Annotated in this window: 16 protein-coding genes; 6 read left to right on the top strand and 10 right to left on the bottom strand. The window is 61.8% G+C overall.

Annotated elements, in window-relative coordinates; translation table 11 throughout:
* Positions 1 to 37: 37 nt before the first annotated feature.
* On the bottom strand, positions 38 to 940 hold the full coding sequence (locus DOM58_RS15345; protein WP_110693572.1) for a glycosyltransferase family A protein: 903 nt from the start codon (positions 938 to 940) through the stop codon (positions 38 to 40).
* A 249-nt stretch (positions 941 to 1,189) separates the two neighbouring features.
* Between DOM58_RS15345 and DOM58_RS15340 the strand changes: the two genes are divergently transcribed.
* Positions 1,190 to 2,797 (top strand): hypothetical protein, encoded by a 1,608-nt coding sequence (locus tag DOM58_RS15340; RefSeq protein WP_110693571.1) that lies wholly within the window; start codon positions 1,190 to 1,192, stop codon positions 2,795 to 2,797.
* A gap of 102 nt (positions 2,798 to 2,899) precedes the next feature.
* On the opposite strand, the gene DOM58_RS15335 is transcribed toward DOM58_RS15340, so the two are convergent.
* Positions 2,900 to 4,318, bottom strand: coding sequence for an aminotransferase-like domain-containing protein (locus DOM58_RS15335; RefSeq protein WP_110693570.1), 1,419 nt, complete (start codon positions 4,316 to 4,318; stop codon positions 2,900 to 2,902).
* 195 nt (positions 4,319 to 4,513) lie between these two features.
* Between DOM58_RS15335 and DOM58_RS15330 the strand changes: the two genes are divergently transcribed.
* The 4 genes from DOM58_RS15330 to ggpS all read left to right on the top strand — a co-directional run bounded on the left by DOM58_RS15330 (position 4,514) and on the right by ggpS (position 9,792).
* On the top strand, positions 4,514 to 4,729 hold the full coding sequence (locus DOM58_RS15330; protein ID WP_110693569.1) for a DUF1127 domain-containing protein: 216 nt from the start codon (positions 4,514 to 4,516) through the stop codon (positions 4,727 to 4,729).
* Between the two features lie 111 nt (positions 4,730 to 4,840).
* Entirely contained in the window at positions 4,841 to 5,920 is a 1,080-nt protein-coding gene (gene lplAB / locus DOM58_RS15325; protein WP_110693568.1) for a lipoate-protein ligase LplAB, read from the top strand.
* A 208-nt stretch (positions 5,921 to 6,128) separates the two neighbouring features.
* Positions 6,129 to 7,424 carry an MFS transporter gene (locus DOM58_RS15320; RefSeq protein ID WP_075561451.1) on the top strand — a complete coding sequence of 432 codons (1,296 nt, stop codon included), beginning with the start codon at positions 6,129 to 6,131 and terminating at the stop codon, positions 7,422 to 7,424.
* 88 nt (positions 7,425 to 7,512) lie between these two features.
* Positions 7,513 to 9,792, top strand: coding sequence for a glucosylglycerol-phosphate synthase (ggpS, locus tag DOM58_RS15315; protein WP_110693567.1), 2,280 nt, complete (start codon positions 7,513 to 7,515; stop codon positions 9,790 to 9,792).
* Between the two features lie 145 nt (positions 9,793 to 9,937).
* Here the strand turns inward: ggpS and DOM58_RS15310 are convergent, their stop codons facing one another.
* The 4 genes from DOM58_RS15310 to rdgB all read right to left on the bottom strand — a co-directional run bounded on the left by DOM58_RS15310 (position 9,938) and on the right by rdgB (position 13,522).
* Complete coding sequence (locus tag DOM58_RS15310; RefSeq protein ID WP_110693566.1) at positions 9,938 to 10,789, bottom strand: 23S rRNA (adenine(2030)-N(6))-methyltransferase RlmJ; 852 nt, start codon at positions 10,787 to 10,789, stop codon at positions 9,938 to 9,940.
* 111 nt (positions 10,790 to 10,900) lie between these two features.
* Positions 10,901 to 11,581 (bottom strand): YiaD family glycine zipper/OmpA-like lipoprotein, encoded by a 681-nt coding sequence (locus DOM58_RS17830; RefSeq protein WP_075561615.1) that lies wholly within the window; start codon positions 11,579 to 11,581, stop codon positions 10,901 to 10,903.
* A 154-nt stretch (positions 11,582 to 11,735) separates the two neighbouring features.
* Positions 11,736 to 12,911, bottom strand: coding sequence for a radical SAM family heme chaperone HemW (gene hemW / locus DOM58_RS15300; protein ID WP_110693565.1), 1,176 nt, complete (start codon positions 12,909 to 12,911; stop codon positions 11,736 to 11,738).
* On the bottom strand, positions 12,908 to 13,522 hold the full coding sequence (gene rdgB / locus DOM58_RS15295; protein ID WP_110693564.1) for an RdgB/HAM1 family non-canonical purine NTP pyrophosphatase: 615 nt from the start codon (positions 13,520 to 13,522) through the stop codon (positions 12,908 to 12,910). The genes hemW and rdgB overlap by 4 nt, the downstream gene beginning before the upstream one ends.
* Before the next feature lie 426 nt (positions 13,523 to 13,948).
* Here rdgB and DOM58_RS15290 point away from each other — a divergent pair, with 426 nt between their 5' ends.
* A complete protein-coding gene (locus DOM58_RS15290) occupies positions 13,949 to 14,626 on the top strand; it encodes a LuxR C-terminal-related transcriptional regulator (protein WP_110693563.1) in 678 nt (225 codons plus the stop codon).
* An 83-nt stretch (positions 14,627 to 14,709) separates the two neighbouring features.
* Here DOM58_RS15290 and DOM58_RS15285 read toward each other — a convergent pair whose 3' ends face one another.
* From DOM58_RS15285 to thiD, 4 genes are all read right to left on the bottom strand, one after another.
* The gene (locus DOM58_RS15285) at positions 14,710 to 16,272 is read right to left on the bottom strand and encodes a bifunctional aminoglycoside phosphotransferase/ATP-binding protein (RefSeq protein ID WP_110693562.1); all 1,563 of its coding nucleotides are present in this window, start codon (positions 16,270 to 16,272) and stop codon (positions 14,710 to 14,712) included.
* 31 nt (positions 16,273 to 16,303) lie between these two features.
* A complete protein-coding gene (gene hemL / locus DOM58_RS15280) occupies positions 16,304 to 17,593 on the bottom strand; it encodes a glutamate-1-semialdehyde 2,1-aminomutase (protein WP_110693561.1) in 1,290 nt (429 codons plus the stop codon).
* Positions 17,594 to 17,614: 21 nt separating this feature from the next.
* A complete protein-coding gene (gene thiE / locus DOM58_RS15275) occupies positions 17,615 to 18,301 on the bottom strand; it encodes a thiamine phosphate synthase (RefSeq protein ID WP_223162197.1) in 687 nt (228 codons plus the stop codon).
* A gap of 98 nt (positions 18,302 to 18,399) precedes the next feature.
* Positions 18,400 to 19,224, bottom strand: coding sequence for a bifunctional hydroxymethylpyrimidine kinase/phosphomethylpyrimidine kinase (gene thiD, locus DOM58_RS15270; protein ID WP_425353399.1), 825 nt, complete (start codon positions 19,222 to 19,224; stop codon positions 18,400 to 18,402).
* Between the last annotated feature and the right edge of the window lie 256 nt (positions 19,225 to 19,480).

The raw sequence follows: 19,480 nt of genomic DNA, 5'->3' as shown, positions 1-19,480 counted from the left end.
CGCTGTCGCTTCATCAGTTTGAGCCTCGGAAGTGTCTTCAGGCATGCCCCGAGCGCCGGGAAAGACGACGCCGTAGCCGCCGGGACTGCTGACAGACCCAGCTCCATGCCCGCGGCGGCGGGGTAGCGGCATCGAGCTGAGGATAAAGGACTTTCAGCGCCTGGAGCTGGCGGCGGTCACGGACCGGACGCTGCTCGACGTAGTGTGTCTTGCCATCGGGACGCTGGCGATACACCGTCCAGTCGTTTTCACCGTGATTGATCACATAGACCGCCATCGCGTCGCTGAAAGGTGCCAGTGGACGTCCTGCCTCCTCGGCGACCTCGGCATAATGGATGTGATTCAAGAAGCGGCTGTAGTAGCGCGATTTGTCGCCTTTCTCCAGTGGCAGCTCATCCGGCTCGAAGTAGATGACCGCGCACGAGCCACAGTAGCGCCAGAAGGGATTTTGCTTTTCGGTACACTCGCGATAATGGCCCGTCGCGGTATTGAACATCCACCCGCGTTCGATCAAATAGCCGCGGCGATTGTCATCACTCAGCACTTTCTCGACCAGCTCCGGATGGATCAGATCGTCGGCATCCAGCGGCATGAAATAGACGCCATCGGTCACCTCCTTGGCAAGTTCATGCCCCAGTCGGCGCTTTTTCTTGTGCTTGTCACTGCGCGGCTTTCCCTGCTCATCCACGGGAGGCGCAAACCCTGCCTGGAGGAAGCGAACGTTCAGCCCCCGGGTATCGATATCCGGAATATCATGACAGGAGATCAGCACTCGGAAATCGTTCCGGGTCTGACGCGCCAGACTATCCAGCGTGCGTGCCAGGTTGTCGCAAACCTGTGTCCAATTCAGCGCGCTGGCACGTGCGCGCAGCGGTATACCGAAGTAAAAACGGATCGGCTGATCCGAGTGATCGGACCCGCCGTGTTCAGGTGCTGACATGTTTCATCCCGGTGTAAGTGGGCCGCCTTGGCGTATTCCAGAGCGCGATGATCGAATAATTCACGGTAACAGTCACGCAGACCGGGGTAAGAGATTGTGGTCGCGACGGAGTGCGCGTACCTGAAGCGCTCGTGATGGCCACTCGTGGCCGACTTCGGTGCCAAGCAAAACGGAAACCGGTGAGCGTTTGCCTGCGCCGTCAGATAACTTAAGGTGGGCATCGCAGAACATGACAGGGACGATACGACAGTGACGGATTCGGTATTTCTTTTCTCAAGCGCCACCGGGATACCGGATCGCTGGTTCAGCGGCTACTGCTTTGCCGGCCGGGATTTCATTGCGGACGCCGAGGGAGCCCGCCAGTACCGGGAGGCAACCGGTCTCGAGGTACCTTTCGGAGAAGACGGCTGCTACGTCGCCATCGTTCCGCACGGGAATGGTCGGATGATCGGCGCCGACTTCAAGGGCTACAAACATCTGTATTACTACACCCAGGATCGTGTCTGGGCTTTTTCCAACTCCCTGATGGCGCTGGTGAGCCACCTCCGTGAGCAAGGCGTATCGCTCACGGTGGATCGTGCCCAGCTCCGGGCCTGGAGCCACCCCAAGCCTTTCACCGCGCAGCCGGCATCGTTTTCCACGGCGGTCAGCGAGATCCGGATTCTGCCATCCTTTTACTCTCTCGACCTTGCAGAAGACCAGTTGAGCCCCGTCGCACGCGAGCTTCCTGAGCCGGGTGCCTATGCCGGCGCGTTGAAGCAGTATCTGGAAATCTGGCTGTCGCGCATCAGCGGCCTGATGCATGAGGGCAGGTTGTCACTGATTGCCGATCTCACCGGCGGGCGCGATTCGCGCGCGCTGCTGAGCTTTTTCCTGGCCGCGCGTGAACGACTGGGCATCGCGCAGGCGACGACGAACCTTTATCTGCGAGCCGATAAAAAGCCGCGGCTGGCCAAGGATCTGGCCATCGCGCAGGCACTGGCCAGGCATTATGATCTGCGACTCAATCAGAAAACGCCCAAGCCGTTGCCGCTGGCGGCTCATCACGCCTACGAGGATTGGAAAGCGCTGTGCCTGGGCATTTATACCCCGGTCTATTTCCCTTACACGCTCAACTCTTCACGCCACATCTATTTCGGCGGCGGGGGTGGCGAGTCTCATCGTCCCTTCTATCCGCTTATCGCGCCGGAGCAGTATCTTCGCAGCAAGCAGAAAGGCTTTGCCGACAAAGCGCTCGTTGCCCGCTGGCAGCAGGACGTGCTCGGGGCACTCGACACGCTGCAGCGGCGCAACCCGGCTGATATCCATCCGCTGATTCTTCACTACCGGGAGTTTCGCGACCGCTTTCACGTGGGGCGCACGCTGCAGTACTACATCATGTGCGCGCCGCTGGGCAGCCGCTGGCTGATGGCCTGTTCCGACGTCTGTACCCGAGAGCATCTGGAGAGCAACCAGATCCTTTACGACATCATGGCAAACTTGGCTCCCGGCCTTGCCGAGCACCCCTATGACGAAGATTACAAAAGCCCCTCCCCCGACAATCTGGCCCGCGTTACCCGCGTCTCGCTCGACGACGACCTGCCAGTGGGCCGAGTGTTTGGTGGGGAAGCGGAGGCGACGCAGTACACCGGCGAGAGCACGATCAAACAGTGCATCGCACAGCTACGCGCCGATCTGGCGGAACGACGCGCAGATATCCTGGCGGCCGGCATCGAGCTGGCCGAGGTCGAGGAGACCCTGGCCCAGTTGGATGCCGCGGTCGACAAGGGCGGCTTCAATCACTCGAGCGAAGGGCGCCGCGCCGCCTGGCTATTGTTGGCCGGTGAGCTGCACCACCAGATCGGCCGTTATCGATAACGCGACAAGATCGGATGCACCGAATCGTTCGCAAGATGCGTGTCGTCAGCGCCGAACCTGGATCGGGGCCGCCCGCAGACTGACGGAGATCCAGCGTCACCCTCAGCCCCCCGCGCTTTCCGGGTCGGAGAGTATTCGCCCTATGCCTCTGATCGCCTGTCGGGTCGCGTCGTCGAATAGCGAGTAGTTGATTCTCAGGCAATGCCGATACTTGCCGGTGGCCGAGAACATCACTCCGGGCGCGATGCGGATACCTTCCACCATCAGGCGTTGATTGAGCGCCACCGAGTCGACCCCGGAATCCAGCTCGATCCAAAGCATGAACCCGCCCTCGGGATAGCTGACTCGGGTGGAAGCGGGAAACACGTCGACGATAAGATCCAGCGCCGCATTGCGATTGCGCTGGTACTGCGCCCGCATCTTTCTCAGGTGCGGCTCGAAGTGCCCCTCCCGGATGAACTCGGCAACCGCCATCTGCCCTTGCGTGGCGGTGGATCCGGTACCGACGTATTTCATGTGCAAGGCACGTTCGAGATAACGCCCCGGCGCCATCCAGCCGAGACGCAGACCCGGTGCCAACGTCTTGGAGAACGAGCTGCAGAGCAGCACGCGCCCATCGTCATCGAAGGACTTGATCGTCGGCGGACGCGGGAAGCCATAGGCCAGGTCGCCGTAGACATCGTCTTCGATGATCGCCACGTCGAAGCGTTGCGCCAACGCGTAGAGCGCCCGCTTGCGTTCGATCGACAGCGTATAGCCCAGCGGATTGTTGCAGGTTGGGGTGATCTGGATCGCGCGAATCGGCCACTGCTCCAGCGCCAGTTCCAGCGCTTCCAGACTGATCCCGTGTTCGGGGTCGGTGGGTATTTCCATTGCCTTCATGCCGTAGGCCCGTATCGCCTGCAGCGCGCCGTAGAAGCTGGGGGAATCCACGGCGATGATGCCACCGGGCTCGCACACCGCCCGCATGGCGATCGAGATCGCCTCGTGGCAGCCGGTGGTCACGACCAGCTCTTCCGGGTGCAGCCGACAGCCGTGGCCGATCGCGAGTCTGGCGATCTGTTCGCGCAACTCCAGGCGACCGTGCAGGGTGTCGTAGTTGAGCCCGACCAGATCCTGACGACGGCTGACCCGCGCAAGCGAGCGCAGCAACGGCTTCAGCGTCGACGCATCAATATCCGGCATACCCCGCCCCAAATGAACGACGTGGGTATCGGGCAAGATGCAGGTCCCCTCGCGCACCTGCTCCCACTGCGATACCTCGACCGGTCGCTGCGCCGTTCGCCCGGCCGGCGGTGGCATCGGCCGCTCCCGCTGGGGCGAGACGAAGTAGCCTGATTTGGGACGCGCCTCGATCAGCTGCGCATCCTCGAGCTGGTGATAGGCCTGCTGAACGGTGGAGAGACTGACGCCGTGGGATGCCGCCAGCGAGCGTACCGACGGCAGGCGATCGGCGGGCTGATAGTAGCCTGCCTCGATACGCTCGCGTAGATGGTCGGCCAGTCGTTCGTAGCGGTGCATGAGGCGTCCCCTTGAAGCTCTGCCTCATTGTGTATGGCAGCTTTCGAGAGAACACGATACAGATTGGAGCGAAATGCGGCATACAGCCGCGTTCCCGGAACATCTGTATCGCAAAACTTTCGAATTCCTGGATCTGTATGGCTGGGACGTCCCGCCGTAGCTTGAACCCATCGTTCAGCGAGCGGGAGTCCCGTCATGCGCCTTGTCGCCCACCGTAAAGGGGCAGCGTCCAGATCGACCGCCATTGCCGGTTCAGATCGTTTACCTGAGCGTCGCCCCTATTGCCCGAGTGCATGGCAGCGCTGGCGCACACGCCAGCAGCTGGCACGATTGGATGAACGGCAGTTGAAGGATATCGGCCTGACACCAGCCCAGGCTCGACGCGAGAGTCATCGGCCCTTCTGGCGCTAGCTTCCGTACCGGTAAGGTGTCGGTATAGAGCTTCCAAGCTCTGATTCGTCACGTGACTTCGAGCGTGGGGGCTATACTGGCTCCTCGAACAGTGCTGCTCGAGGAGCCGGAATGACGGAGTCGAATGAGGGTCGTGAAACCGTACATCACGGCGAGTACAAGGTGCCGGGCGGGAAACTGCTGGTGGCGGACGTCACGGTACGTGAAGGGCGCTTGGCTTCGGTGCAGCTGTCCGGGGATTTCTTCCTCGAGCCCGACGAGGCGCTAGAGGCGATCGACCGCGCCCTGGTCGGCGCGTCGACCGATGCCGATGCCAATACGTTGATCGCCAGAATTCAATCCGCGCTGCCGCCACAGACCGAAATGGTCGGGCTTTCGGTGTCCGCCATCGCCACCGTCATTCGGCGCGCACTCTCCCGGACTTCGGACTGGCGAGATCATCGCTTCGGCCTGATCCACCGCGCGCCGGAATCACCGCTGCTGCACATGGCGCTGGACGAAGTGCTGACCCGCGAAGTGGCGGCGGGGCGGCGCGGGCCGACGCTGCGCGTGTGGGAATGGGACCGTGCAGCGATCATCATCGGCGTGTTCCAGTCGCTGGCCAACGAAGTCGATGCCGAGGCCGCCGGCCACGCCGGTATCGAGGTCGTGCGTCGTATCAGCGGCGGCGGCGCCATGTTCGTCGAGCCGGGCAACACCATCACCTGGTCGCTGATCGTGCCGGAAACTCTGGTTCAGGGGCTCACCTTCGTCGACAGCTACGCCTTTCTCGATGACTGGGTAATCCAAGCGCTGGGCGACATGGGCATCACCGCCTGGTACGTGCCGATCAACGACATCACCTCTCCCGGCGGCAAGATCGCCGGCGCCGCCCAGAAGCGGATCAACGGCGCGGTGCTGCATCACGTCACCATGGCCTACGACATCGACGCCGAGAAACTGACCCGCGTGCTGCGGATCGGCCGCGAAAAGCTCTCCGACAAGGGCACCACCAGCGCCGGCAAGCGCGTCGATCCGCTCAAGCGCCAGACGGGTCTCGCGCGTGAGGAGATCATCCAGCGCATGATCGAATCGTTTGCCGCACGTTTCACGCTGGAACCGGATGCGCTGACCGAGAACGAGCGGGATGCAGCGAACATTCTGGCGAACGACAAATTCGCCAGCGAGGCGTGGCTTCGCCGCGTGCCGTGATTCCTTGCAGCGGCATGGCGTTTGGCTGCTAAGCTGAATCGAATCAGCCAATCAGCACCATTCGAGTGCACATGATCGAATAACCTCGATTATGGCTACGATCATAAAACGATAATATCATCTTATAACAACAACGGTTTTACCGAATTTCAGGGACTTCGGCACGCTTACTGCATGAATGCATTCAAGCCATGGCAAGGAGAAAGCTATGTGGTCGTTGTTACGACCCATTCGTGCGTTGCTGGGCAGCGTGGCGCTACTGTTGCTCGGCAATGGCCTGATCAACACCCTGCTGACACTACGCGGCGCCGACGAAGGTTTTTCGACCAGTCTGATCGGCCTCATCATGTCCGGGTACTTCATCGGCTTCATTGGCGGTACCTGGATCAGCGGCCGGCTGATCAAGCGCATGGGGCATATCCGCACCTTTGCGTTCTGTGCCGGGCTCTGCGCCTCGGCGGCCCTGCTTCACCTGATTTTCATCAACCCCTGGGTGTGGCTGGGTCTGCGGGTGATCTACGGTCTTTCGTTCATCACGCTGATGACGGTGATCGAAAGCTGGCTCAACAGCCAGGCCGCCAGCCATCAGCGAGGCCGGGTCTTCGCGATCTACATGGTGGTCAACTTGGGCGCGCTGGCCATCGCCCAGCAGATCCTGCGCCTGGATAGCCCCGACGGCTTCCTGCTGTTCGCGCTGGCATCGATCCTGATCAGTTGGGCCCTGCTGCCGATCACGATCACCAAACGCAGCCAGCCGGTCATTCCGGCACGACCCAAGAGCAGTCTCAAGGCATTGCTCGGGTTCGCGCCGCTGGCCGTCGCCGCCTCGGCGATGTCCGGTCTTGCCATGGGCGCGTTCTGGACCCTGACGCCGGTCTACGCGCGCAGTGTCGGATTCGATGTCGCCGGCGTCGGCGTGGTGATGAGCTGCGCCATCGTTGGCGGCGCGCTGCTGCAGATACCCATCGGTCGATTCTCCGATACTCACGATCGCCCGCGGGTCATGACCTACGTGGTGATTCTGGCCGCGATCGCTGCCGTCGCCATGCCGTTCGCGCCCAACCAGTTGACCCTGCTCGGGCTATATTTTCTGTGGGGCGGTTTGTCGTTCTCCATCTATCCGATTGCCGTGGCCCAGCTGATCGATCAGTTGCATCCCGACGAAATCGTGGCCGGCTCAGCTGATATGCTGGTGGTTCAGGGAGCCGGGAGCGCCGTCGCGCCGATTCTGGCCGGGGTCATCATGCATAGCGTTGGCGATCAGGGGCTGCCACTCTACATTGCGACAGTCATGGCGCTGCTGGCGGCCTATGCCATCTATCGTCGTCGTCACGTATCGGTGCTGGTCAGCGGGGATACGGCCCATTTCGAACCCATGACACCGACCAGTAGCCAAGCGCTGGAGATGATGTACGACGACGTGCAGAAGGATCTGTTCGCCGACCCCAGTTTCTACGAAGAACACGAACGCCAGCGAATCGTCGAGATGGCCGGCAGGACCTGAATCTGGGCCAACGTCACTCGACGAAGGCACGAACCGCTCGCGCAGGGAAAATCGTCCCGGTCCACAGAGGCCGGGCAGGAGGAAAAACATGTTACTTGCAACCGATCTCGACGGCACTTTTCTCGGCGGCGATCCCGAAGCCCGCCTCAGCCTCTATCAGACCATCGCCGCGCACCCGGATATCAAGCTCGCCTATATCAGTGGGCGCAGCCTGGAGGCGATTCTGCCGCTGCTGTCGGACCCCACGCTGCCCCAGCCGGACTACATCGTCGCCGACGTGGGCGCCAGCCTCTATTACGGCGACAACCTGCAGTCCATCCAGCCGCTGCAGAACGAGATCGATGCGAGCTGGCCCGGAGAATCTCGTATCGCCAGCGCCATGCAGCGCTTTCCCGATATCGTGCGCCAGGACGAACCGCAGCTACGTCGCTGCTCCTACTACTGCCCGCCCGAGCTCGCCAAGGACCAGGCGCTGACGAAACTGGCCCAGGAGCTGGACTGCGAGATGCTCTACTCGGCCGGCCGCTATCTGGACTTCCTGCCCAAGGGGGTCAACAAGGGCAGCAGCCTGAAGAAGCTGGTCGAATGGATCGAGATCGACGCCGAAGAAGTGCTAGTCGCCGGCGACACCATGAACGATCTCGCCATGCTGACCGCCGGATTCAAGTCCGTGTGCGTCGGCGGTTCGGAACCCGCGCTGCTTGAACAGACCCAGAATCAGACTCGCGTGATGCATGCCGAAGAAACCGGCTGTGGCGGTATCATTGAAGCGTTCGCCCATTTCGGCTTTCTCGGCGCCCATGGCGTCGCGGCGGAAAACCGTCGCGACGAGACGCAGACCGGCAAGGCCGAACTGGTGATGGTGTATCACCGGCTGCCTTACGAGGAGTACCGGGTCGACGGCAAGATCCAGCGCCGCCGTCCGACATCGCCCAACGGCATCATCCCGACGTTGCTGAGTTTCTTCGCCAACCAGCGCGGTTCGTGGATTGCGTGGTCGATCTACGAGGAGGATGACGAAGAGGATTTCGTGACTCACACCAGTGTTGACGCCAAGCAGTATCCGCTGCTGACCGCGGCCCGGGTGCCGCTGACCAAGGTCCAGGTCGACACCTTCTACAAGCGCTTCTCCAAGGAGGCCTTCTGGCCGACGCTGCACACCTTCTGGGAGCGGGCGCACTTTCGTGAAGACGACTGGGAAGTCTACTGCGAGGTCAATCGCGCCTTCGCCGAACGCACCGCCGAGGAAGCCGCCGAGGGCGCGCTGATCTGGATTCACGACTACAACCTGTGGATGGTGCCGGCATACCTGCGCGAGATGCGACCGGATCTGCGGATCGCCTTCTTCCACCACACTTATTTCCCGTCGGCGGACGTGTTCAACGTGCTGCCGTGGCGTCGCGAGATCATCGGCAGTCTGCTCCAGTGCGACTACGTCGCCTTCCATATTCCCCGTCAGGTCGAGAACTTCGTCGACGTCGCCCGCGGCGTCGTGCCGCTGACCACGCTTTCGCAGCAGAGCTGCGCGCCGCGCTTTCTGACCTACGGCTGCGCCGTGGGCCTGGAGACGATGACCACCGCAGTCGATACCGGCTCTCGCGTCGTCCGTCTGGGTGCGCACCCGGTCGGATTGGATATCGGCCGGATCCAGAATGCGTTGGAAATGGAGGGTGCCAGCTCGCGCATGGCGGAGCTGAGAGAAGAGTTCAGCGGGGTCAAGCTGATCCTGTCGGTGGAACGCCTCGATTACACCAAGGGGGTTCTCGAGAAACTGCAGGCCTACGAGCTGCTGCTCGACGAGAATCCGGAGCTGCGCGGCAAGGTGACGCTGGTCAGCATCTGCGTGCCCGCGGCCCGGGAAATGACGATCTACAACGAGCTGCAGACGCAGATCGAGCAGACCATCGGCCATATCAACGGTCGCTTCGCCGATGTGGGCTGGACCCCGGTGCAGTTCTACTTCCGCGGCTTTCCGTTCGAGGAAGTCGTGGCCTGGTACGCCATGGCCGACGTGATGTGGATCACTCCGCTGCGCGACGGTCTCAATCTGGTCGCCAAGGAGTTCGCCGCCACCCAGGGCATGACGCAGGGCTGCGGCGTACTGGTGCTGTCGGAATTCGCGGGGGCCGCCGCCGAATTGAAAGGCGCGATTCTGACCAACCCGCACGATCGCCGCGATCTTGCCAGAACCTGCTATCTGGCTCTCAATCTACCGCGAGCCGATGCCGAGGCGCGTCTGCGCCAGCTCAACGATATCGTCAGCTACAACGATATCCGGCGTTGGGGCGACGAATTCATCGCCGCGATCAAGGGCGAGGAACCCGAAGGCACCGAAAGCCCCGCCAACCCGTCAACGAACCTGGTCTAGGCGTCGCGACGAGTACTGGCTTCGGAGGGCTGTGAAAAGCCCGACAGCTCTGGGACGCCGTGGAAGCAGCGCCGGTTTCGGGGCGCCTCAGAAATCGCGCCGGCTTCGGGGCGCTATGCAAGCACGGCGGCGCTCGACGCCGCCGTCACGCCTCGCCCGTCCACCATTCGCTATGGTGACTGGCGCCGTCCGCCAGCACCGGGGCCAACTCGGAGAAGGCCGTGTCGAGGGTCTGATCGAGCTGCCAGGGCGGATTGAGCATCAACAACCCGCTGCCGTACATGCCGCGCTCGGCAGCGGGCTCGCGTAGCTGCAGTTCACTACGCCAGAGCTTGGGAATTCCTGCGTCGCGCAGCGTGGCCAGCATCGTCTGGTGGCGTCCGGCCGGCAGTAGCGGATACCAAACCAGCACGACCGCGTGACGGACCTTGCGCACCAGCTGAATCAGCGTGGCGGCAACCTCGTCATATTCCTCTTTTCTCTCGTAGCTGGGATCGATCAGCACGCAAAGTCGTGGCGTGGAAACCGGCACCAGCTTCACCAACCCCTTGAGACCGTCGGCGTGACGGCGTTGTACCGCGGCGTCCGCCGGCAATAGCTGATCCGTCAGATGACGATGCTCGCCCGGATGCAGCTCGAACAGGGTCAGCCGATCCTGGGATCGCAGCGTCGATCCCAGCCACCACGGCGAACCGGGGTAGCGGCTCAACTCGGTGCCGGTCTGCAACGTCTCGAGCGCCGCCAGCCACTCGCCGATCGGGGAATCCACCGGGAAACCGCGGCGACGTTGCCAAAGCCGCTCGACGCCTTGACGGTATTCACCGAGCTTCTGGGTTTCCGGCGCCGCCAACGGATAGAGCCCTCGCCCGGCATGGGTATCGACGAAACTGATCGCCGACGCCTTGTACGTCAGCGCTGCCACGAGCTGGCGCAAACCCAGGTGTTTGTGCACATCGGCGAAGTTGCCGGCGTGGTAGGCGTGCTGATAGGCGAGCATGGGAATCCATCCAATCAAACGGGCGCAACCCGAAGGTTGCGCCCGGAATCGAGATCAAAGCGGCGATCGGCGAGCCCATTGGCGGGCGTCGCGATCACGCCTTCGATCGTCTCAGGACTGCTGCGTCGGCGTCAGGGTAATTTCGACGCGACGATTCTGCGAGCGACCGGCGTCGGTATCGTTACTGGCGACCGGGTTCGTCTCGCCGTAGCCGACCGCGTTGATGCGCCCGGACTCGACGCCGCCCTGCTCGAGGTAGGTCGCCACCGATTGCGCACGGCGCTCGGAGAGCTTCTGGTTGTAGCTGTCGGAGCCGGTGCTGTCGGTATAACCGCCGACATTGATACGGGTCTCCGGATAGGCGCGCAGCACCGCATTGACGTCGTTGAGCGCCTGGCGTGCCGGCGTCTTCAGATCACTGGCATCGACGTCGAAGGTCACGCTGCTCGGCATGTTGAGGATCAGATTGTTGCCGTCACGCTCGACGCCGATGTCCGTGCCATCGAGGCGGTTGCGCAGCTCTTTCTCCTGCGAATCCATGTAGGCGCCGATCCCGCCACCAGCGGCCGCGCCGGCGGCGGCACCGATCAACGCGCGATCCCGGGTACTACTGCCGCCATCACCGGTCAACGCGCCGACAACAGCGCCAGCAACGGCACCGATTCCCGCCCCGCTCCAGGTCTTGGTGTTGCCACCACCTTGCTGCTGCTGATTATCCGCACCGCTGGAAGCACAGCCGGTCACGCCGACCGCCATGGCAACCGGAATGGACAACCAGAACGTCTTCTTCATCATCTTCATGCCTAAAGGCTCCTTGCTGGCGACTCGTCACGCCCGCCACTATCAGCGGCAACGCGACGATGGATCCGTTACTACCCGGCTGTCATTCGAGAGTCGAAAGGCTTCGTCGAACGCTCGTCATCGAACTTTCTTCATCGAACTTTCGTCATCGAACTTTTTCGTCGAACAGCGCGAGCAAGTCATTCAAGAATAACAGGCCTTGCGGGGTCGCTTGCAGTCGCGATGGCGACTCCCCCAACAGACCCTTGCGGCGTGCCGCCTCCAACCGCGGCGTCAGTTCAGACAACGCTCGGCCGGTATGGTTTTGCCAATCGTCGGCATTCACGCCTTCGACCAGACGCAGCGCGTTCATCAGGAATTCCAGCGGCAATGCGCAGGCGTCCACCGGCTGACCACCGGCCACGAAGCCGCGGGGATCATTCAGACGACGCAGGTAGGCTTCGGGCTGGCGTGTCTTCCAGCGCCGCTCGATACGCCACTGCCCTGTCGAGTCGATGAACGAGAGCTTGCCATGGGCGCCGGCGCCGATACCGAGATAGTCGCCGAAGCGCCAGTAGTTGAGGTTATGTCGTGCCTGACGGTCGGGCCGGGCGTAGGCGGAAATTTCGTAGCGCGTCAGCCCCGCGGATTCGATCAGCGCATGGCCGGCGTCCTGGATATCCCATAGCCGTTCTTCATCGGGCAGCGCGGGCGGATGGGAGAAGAACTCGGTGTTCGGTTCCAGCGTCAGCTGATACCACGACAGATGCGTGGGCTCCAGGGCCAGGGCCTGTTCGATGTCCCCCAGCGCCGTCTCGAGCGTCTGCCCAGGCAAACCGTGCATCAGGTCCAGATTGACGTTGTCGAAACCGGCGTCCCGGGCGCTGCGCATGGCGCGCACCGCTTCTTCGCCGCTGTGGATCCGTCCCAGCGCCGCTAGCTGATCCGCCGCGAAGCTCTGCACGCCGATGGATAGCCGGTTGATGCCGGCTCGGCGATAGCCCTCGAAGCGGGCCTGCTCCACGGTCCCCGGATTGGCTTCCAGGGTGATCTCGATATCGGCGGCGAATGTCAGCCGCCGACGCAGCCCGTCGAACAGACGTTGATACGCTGCGGCGGAAAACAGGCTCGGCGTGCCGCCGCCGATGAAAATGGAGACGATCTCCCGCCCCTGAACCGCCTCCAGATCATGGTCGAGATCGGCCAGCAACGCCTCGACATAGCGGGTTTCCGGCAGTTCGGCACCACGTCCCACACCGTGCGAGTTGAAATCGCAGTAGGGGCATTTGCGCACGCACCAGGGCACGTGGATGTACAGTGCCAGCGGCGGTAAAACCCTCATTGATTGAACTGCTCCATCAGCATCTGCAGCGCCCGCCCACGGTGGCTCAAGCGATTTTTCTCGTCACCGCTGAGCTCGGCCACGCTCATGCCGCATTCGGGAATCCAGAACAGCGGATCGTAACCGAAACCCCCGCTGCCGCGAGGATAGGCCAGGATGTCGCCTTTCCAGTCGCACTGGACGATCAGTGGCACCGGATCATCGGCATGACGCAGGTAAACCAGCACACACCAGTAACGCGCCGTGCGCTCGCCTTCAGCGACATCCTTGAGTGCGGCCAGCAGCTTGGCATTGTTGGCCTTGTCTTGGGATTCGCCACCTTCGGCCACCCCGGCATAACGCGCCGAGTAGATACCCGGTGCGCCCGACAGCGCATCGACTGCCAGCCCCGAGTCATCGGCCAGCGCCGGTAACCCGCTGGCGCGTGAAGCGGCGCGGGCCTTGAGGATGGCGTTCTCGACAAAGGTCAGCCCTGTCTCTTCGACGCCACTCACGCCGAACTCCGACTGAGGTTGCACGTTCAGACCCAGCGGGCTCAGAAGCTGCTGAAATTCAGCCAGTTTTCCAGGATTGCCACTGGCAATGACCAGATTTTCGCTATCCACACTCATGACGGTTTCCTGACAAAAAGCCCATTCTACGGGCCACGGCGGTTGGGGCAAGCGACCCGCTTCGTGGCTCATGAAGTTGCCACTATCGACTGGGATGAGAAAAGTCATTGCTTTGACTAACCAAGATCCCTGCCAAAGATGCAAGGAAGCGTGCTTTTTCTCGCAAAGAAAACGATGTTCTTCAAAATTACATTGTAACGTTTCACGCAACGATCTGATAGGTAATGACTTTTTTAGAACATTATCGTTATCTTAATTGTTTCCAGTTTGTCACTTCGTAGAAAACTAGATGCAGTATATTTACAACGGATGGGTTTTATTCACATTATTGAGCTCCCAAAAACACGGGATGCGGTAGGCTTTTCAGCTAGGGGTTGCAACGAAAAAATTAAAACACTAATTAAAATCCTTCGAAGGGATCAGACCATGAACACCGAAAATACCGATATCGTACTTGTTACAGATTGTAACTCACAATCCGTCCTCTTTCTGGACTACATCCATCAGAAAACCGGGTGTCGAGTCTCTGCGCTCAGTCCTCAGGAACGGTTTCCCCTGGCAGAGGGACGCCGAGCTCTCGTACTTCTGGATGGAGACCATGTTCTGGAAAAGGACCTGCTGGCCTGGAACACGCGAGCAGAAGAGAGTGACGCGATCATTCTCTCCGCGTTCAACGTTCGCGATAACAAGCAGGTCATGGAGCTGTTGATCGGCATCCATCTTCGCGGGGTCTTCTACCGCCAGGACAACCTGGAGCTGATCTGCAAAGGTATCGTCCAGTTGCTGGGGGGCGAGCTGTGGATATCCCGTCCGCTTTCCGCCATGTTGATCGACTTCTATCGTCGCCAGCAGGTCAATACCTATCGGCCGGTATGCGGCCTGACCCGACGTGAGCTGGAGATCGTCACGCTGCTGGTATCGGGCGCCAGCAATACCGAAATCGCGGAAAAGCTGTTCGTGAGCGAGCATACGGTCAAGTCGCATCTCTACAACCTGTTCCGCAAGATCAACGTTCACAACCGCATCCAGGCCACCAACTGGGCGCGCCAGAACCTGGGCACGATTCCGGTGATGGCCTCGCGCTATGCCAGCGGGCGTCGCTGAAAGCCCCTGACCCTCGTACGTCGCCCTCAGTCGTACCTGATTCCCCCGGAAAGCCATAGTCCAGCGGCTTTCCCGGGGATTTTTCAGTTCAGCCGCATGCGTTCCTGAATCAACGAGGCCAGCGTCAGGTTGGCGTCGGGCGCCGTCGTATCGAGGTGGACCAGATGGGTCGTCTCGTTGCTGGCAAATGACTCGAAGCGCTGCAACTGCTGCTCCAGGATCGAAAGACTCTTCTCCGACGATTCCCCGCTACGCCTGGCACGCTTGACGATACGCGCTCTGAGCGTGGCCTGATCGGCTTCGAAACTGACGATCAGAACCGGCAGCCCGCGCTTTTCCGCCTCGAACCGAAGCCGTTTGCGCTGCTCCAGCAGCAGGCAGGTAGCATCGATACACGCCGGCAGCCCTGCTTCGAGTACCGTGCCCGTGAGTTCGGCAAGACGACGGTAGGTCTGGTCGGTGGCTTCCTCGCTGTAGACCTCGGCGGCATCGGCAGGTGCCGATGTGAAATCGAAAAGCCGCTTACGCTCGACATCGGAACGAATCCGTACGCCACCCAGACGCCGCACGATCTCCTCGGTGAAACGGCTTTTTCCGCTGCCAGAGACACCGACCGCTAGAATCAGATACGGGAAGCGAAACTCGCTGTACGCCTGCGCCATGGTCAAATAGCGACGGAACACGTCGATCGGCTCGCCCGCCGGCAGGTCGTCGATGATACCGGCATCGTGATCGCGCACCAGTTCGATCCGTGCCCGCAATAGCGCTCGGTGGCGCTTGTAGAAGTTGAGCAGGCGGACGACCTGATAATCCCCGGAGAGCTCGAGATAACGATTGAGCGCATAGTGCGCGAACTCGGTTTCGCCACGGGCTTCCAGATCCATGATCAGGAAAGCGAGTTCGCAGGCAACGTCGCACCAGCGCAGGCGCTCGTTGAACTCGATTCCATTGAACAGGATCGCACGCCCTTCGAAGCGCACCGCGTTGCCGAGATGGATATCGCCGTGGCTCGCGCGAATGAAACCGTTGCGCCGACGGGTCTCGAGAACCGGCTCGAGCCGAGCGAAACTCTCCAGGCTCAAGGTTTTGACCCGCTCGAGTTCGGCCAGATCCGCAGGCGATTCCAGCAACGACTCGATCAGTTCGAACTCCTCGACCAGCATCTGGCGAATATGCTCGGGAGAGCCGTAGGGGCTGTCGTCATCGACGCGATCGGCCGACTCATGCAGCGCGACGAGCTGATCGATCAGATCGTCGATCAGCTCCGCCGACAGTTCGCCGCTGGCCTGTAGCGAACTGAGCAGATGGCGGCTGCTGAACTGGCGCATCTTGACCGCGTATTCGATCGGCGCGCTGTCGTCGTTGACCCGCGGCGCCGTCTCGGACCCCGAGATCGCCACGCTGCCGATATAGAGCGTCGGGGCCACGCGACGATTCAGTGTGACTTCCTGCTCGCAAAGGCGACGCCGCTTCTCCAGCGTCGAAAAATCGAGGAAGCTGCCGTAGTCCAGCGGCTTCTTGATCTTGTAGGCGTACTCGCCCGTCGATACCACCCAGGAGATGGGGGTTTCGAACACCTCGACAGCGCCAATCGGGTGATCGAAACCGTCACCCTCCTTGAGCGCCTGTATCAGCGTTCGGCTCATGCGTCGTCTCCCTGTCAGTCGCGTTCGTGTCTTATAGCTGACGCATGGCGGCGAAGGCACGTTCGCTGGCCATCAAGGTCGTCTGAATGTCGTCGTGGGTGTGCGCGCTCGACATGAAACCGGCTTCGAACGCGGACGGTGCCAGGTAGACACCGGATTCCAGCATCCGGGTGAAGAAATCGCGAAACGCCTGGGCATCACAGGCCATGGTCTGGCCGAAGTTGTCGACCCGCTGCTGGGCGGTGAAGAAGAGCCCGAACATGCCCCCGGCGCGCTGGGTAATCAATTCGATACCGGCATCGCGGGCCCGCGCCTCGAGTCCTTCGCACAGCGTCTCGACGCGCGTGGAAAGGGCCTCGTGGAAACCCGGCTGGCGCACTTTCTCGAGCAGCGTGATGCCGGCGGCCATGGCCAGCGGATTGCCGGACAGCGTACCGGCCTGATAGACCGGCCCCAGCGGTGAAATCTGTTCCATGATGTCGCGTCTGCCGCCAAAGGCGCCCACCGGCATGCCGCCGCCGACGATCTTGCCCAGGCAGGTCAGGTCCGGGGTGACGCCGTAGTGCGCCTGAGCGCCGCCCAGTGCCACGCGAAATCCGGTCATGACTTCGTCGAAGATCAGCACGCTGCCGTGACTGTTGCAGACCTCGCGCAGCGCCTCCAGAAAACCGGGCTGCGGCGGAATGCAGTTCATGTTGCCGGCCACGGGCTCGACGATGATGCAGGCGATCTGCTCGCCCATGGCTTCGAAACACTCGTGCACCGCTTCGATGTCGTTATAGGCCAGCGTGATGGTATGTTCGGCGAGCGATGCCGGCACGCCGGGCGAACTGGGCTCGCCATGGGTCAGTGCGCCGGAACCCGCCTTGACCAGCAACGAATCCGAATGCCCGTGATAGTTGCCCTCGAATTTGACGATCTTGTCGCGGCCGGTATAGCCCCGGGCCAAACGGATCGCCGACATCGTCGCCTCGGTGCCGGAATTGACCATCCGCACCATATCGATGGAGGGAATGATCTCGCAGATCAGATCGGCCATGGTGGTCTCGATCGCCGTCGGCGTGCCGAAGGAAAGCCCGCTATCCAGCCTTTGGCGGACCGCGTTCAACACCTCCGGATCGGCATGACCGGTGATCATCGGGCCCCATGAGCCCACATAATCGATATAGCGCTTGCCTTCGACGTCGAACAGATAGGCGCCCTGGGCGCGTTCGACGAAGACCGGCGGCTGCGACATGCCCTTGAAGGCACGTACCGGAGAATTGACGCCGCCGGGAATGTGCCGGCAGGCGCGTTCGAACAGTTCGGCGGATGTCGTCATGGTGTTCTCTCCAGCAAAGTTCTACTGCCATCGATCGATGACAGGTTTTCCATCGATGGCGGAATTCGACAAAGCCATCTCGGCGAGACGGGCGTTGAGTTCGCGCACCGCTCGGCCGACGTCCGGCTGGCCGAAGATCGCATGGACGACCGCCAGCATCTCGGCGCCCGCCGCTCGGGCGTGGCCGGCGGTGTCGACATCGATCCCGCCGATCGCCACCCGGGGCAATCCGAGGGATTCGACCTCGGCAAGAATCGACAGCGGTGCCGATGCGGCCGCAGGCTTGGTGCGCGAGGCGAAAAAGCGCCCGAACGCCAGATAGCTGGCGCCGGCCTCGGCGGCCACACGCGCCAGTGCCACCGAGTCGTGGCAGGTGGCGCCGATGATCGCGTCACGTCCCAGGCGCTCTCTGGCAGCAGCGACCGATACGTCCTCCTGACCCAGGTGCAGCCCAATGATAGTGCCCCAACGTTGTTGCAGGCGTAGCGCCAGTTCGAGATCGTCGTTGACGATCAAGGGTACGCCATGGCGTTCGCAGAGTGCGGCCAGGGCGTCGCCCTGGCGTCGGCGACGAGCGCCATCCGCGGACTTGTCGCGATATTGCAACAGTACGAGCCCCGCTTCCAGTGCCGATTCGCAGGCATCCAGCAGGGTTCTGTCATCCGGCAGCAATCGGCTATCGGTGATCGCGTAAAGCCCCTTGTTCATAAACCCGTGCATAACTCTTGAATAAACCTTGCATGAAGCCTGGTTCGACCCTCCCAACAGCGCGTTCGGGACGGTCGAGACCGGCGGCATCGAGATCATCATTCCAGCGTGGCATCGAAGTCGGGCGCACGCCAGACCCGGTCAGGCAGATACTGGCCCTGCCCCAGCGCCAAGCCGTTATCCAGCGTATCCCAGGTGAAGCGTTGAGCCTGAGCGCAGGCTGCGGCCAATCCTTCCCCGGCGGCCAGACGGGTCGCCAACGCCGAGGCCAGGGTACAGCCAGAGCCATGATAATGAGCGGGCAGCCGTGGCCATTGCCACTGCCGATTGAGTTCCGGCGTGTGCAGAGTATGCACCACATTGCCTGCGGCCGACTCGCCATCCAGCGGATCCGTGCCGGTCACCAGGACGGCCGCGCAGCCCAGCGACATTATCTCCACCACCCGGGCCACGTCGTCTCCGCCGATAGCAAAAGTCAGACGTGCCAGCTCGTGTCGATTGGGGGTCAAGATATCCACAAGGGGTAACAGTCGGCGACGAATCGGGTCGATCAAATCGACTGTGGATAACTCGGAGCCGTCACCGCCACGAATGACCGGGTCGACGATCAGCGGCGTACCGGGACTCATACGGGCGACGTCGATCACCGCCTCCAGCACCTCGAGATTGGGGATCACGCCGACCTTGATGGCCGCGATACGAAAATCGTCGAACAGCGCGCGCGCCGCACGACGAATGTAATCTCCTCGACAGGGTTCGACGCTGATGACCTCGCGGGTCGATTGCACGGTCAACGCGGTGGGTACGGTCACCGGCCAGCCGCCGCAACCTCTCACGGCTTCGGCGTCCGCTACCAGTCCAGCACCGCCACTGGGATCGTGGCCCGCCAGAACCATCACCACGGGCTTGTCGGCATGACGGATCATGGCGCCCACCCCGGAAGTTTCGTCGCCATTCGGGATCGGGTGGCGAGGTAGCCAGTCACTATTCGCATGGTTGCTCTCCTCGTCGATCGCTGCGGTGTGTTCCTTGCGCTATCCAGTGTGGTAGGCAAGTGTGGTCGGCAGCCCGGTCAGCAACGACACGGCTCGACCTCCGTGGGAGACGCTCGTTGCCGGTGCTTGTACACAGGCGTCGTTACATAAGCGTCGGTACATAGGCGCCGGTACACAGGCGTCG

The sequence above is a fragment of the Salinicola halophyticus genome (assembly GCF_003206695.1).
GTDB classification, from domain to species: Bacteria; Pseudomonadota; Gammaproteobacteria; order Pseudomonadales; family Halomonadaceae; genus Salinicola; species Salinicola halophyticus.
This window is presented reverse-complemented; position numbering and strand designations above follow the sequence as displayed.

What these genes read in the sequence shown, in the direction of transcription:
- DOM58_RS15345 (WP_110693572.1), bottom strand. Translation starts at nt 940, where the DNA reads ATGTCAGCACCTGAACACGGCGGGTCCGATCACTCGGATCAGCCGATC.
- hemW (WP_110693565.1), bottom strand. Translation starts at nt 12,911, where the DNA reads ATGAGGGTTTTACCGCCGCTGGCACTGTACATCCACGTGCCCTGGTGC.
- DOM58_RS15290 (WP_110693563.1), top strand. Translation starts at nt 13,949, where the DNA reads ATGAACACCGAAAATACCGATATCGTACTTGTTACAGATTGTAACTCA.
- thiE (WP_223162197.1), bottom strand. Translation starts at nt 18,301, where the DNA reads ATGAACAAGGGGCTTTACGCGATCACCGATAGCCGATTGCTGCCGGAT.
- hemL (WP_110693561.1), bottom strand. Translation starts at nt 17,593, where the DNA reads ATGACGACATCCGCCGAACTGTTCGAACGCGCCTGCCGGCACATTCCC.
- DOM58_RS15330 (WP_110693569.1), top strand. Translation starts at nt 4,514, where the DNA reads ATGCGCCTTGTCGCCCACCGTAAAGGGGCAGCGTCCAGATCGACCGCC.
- DOM58_RS15335 (WP_110693570.1), bottom strand. Translation starts at nt 4,318, where the DNA reads ATGCACCGCTACGAACGACTGGCCGACCATCTACGCGAGCGTATCGAG.
- DOM58_RS15285 (WP_110693562.1), bottom strand. Translation starts at nt 16,272, where the DNA reads ATGAGCCGAACGCTGATACAGGCGCTCAAGGAGGGTGACGGTTTCGAT.
- DOM58_RS15310 (WP_110693566.1), bottom strand. Translation starts at nt 10,789, where the DNA reads ATGCTCGCCTATCAGCACGCCTACCACGCCGGCAACTTCGCCGATGTG.
- lplAB (WP_110693568.1), top strand. Translation starts at nt 4,841, where the DNA reads ATGACGGAGTCGAATGAGGGTCGTGAAACCGTACATCACGGCGAGTAC.
- ggpS (WP_110693567.1), top strand. Translation starts at nt 7,513, where the DNA reads ATGTTACTTGCAACCGATCTCGACGGCACTTTTCTCGGCGGCGATCCC.
- DOM58_RS17830 (WP_075561615.1), bottom strand. Translation starts at nt 11,581, where the DNA reads ATGAAGAAGACGTTCTGGTTGTCCATTCCGGTTGCCATGGCGGTCGGC.
- DOM58_RS15320 (WP_075561451.1), top strand. Translation starts at nt 6,129, where the DNA reads ATGTGGTCGTTGTTACGACCCATTCGTGCGTTGCTGGGCAGCGTGGCG.
- rdgB (WP_110693564.1), bottom strand. Translation starts at nt 13,522, where the DNA reads ATGAGTGTGGATAGCGAAAATCTGGTCATTGCCAGTGGCAATCCTGGA.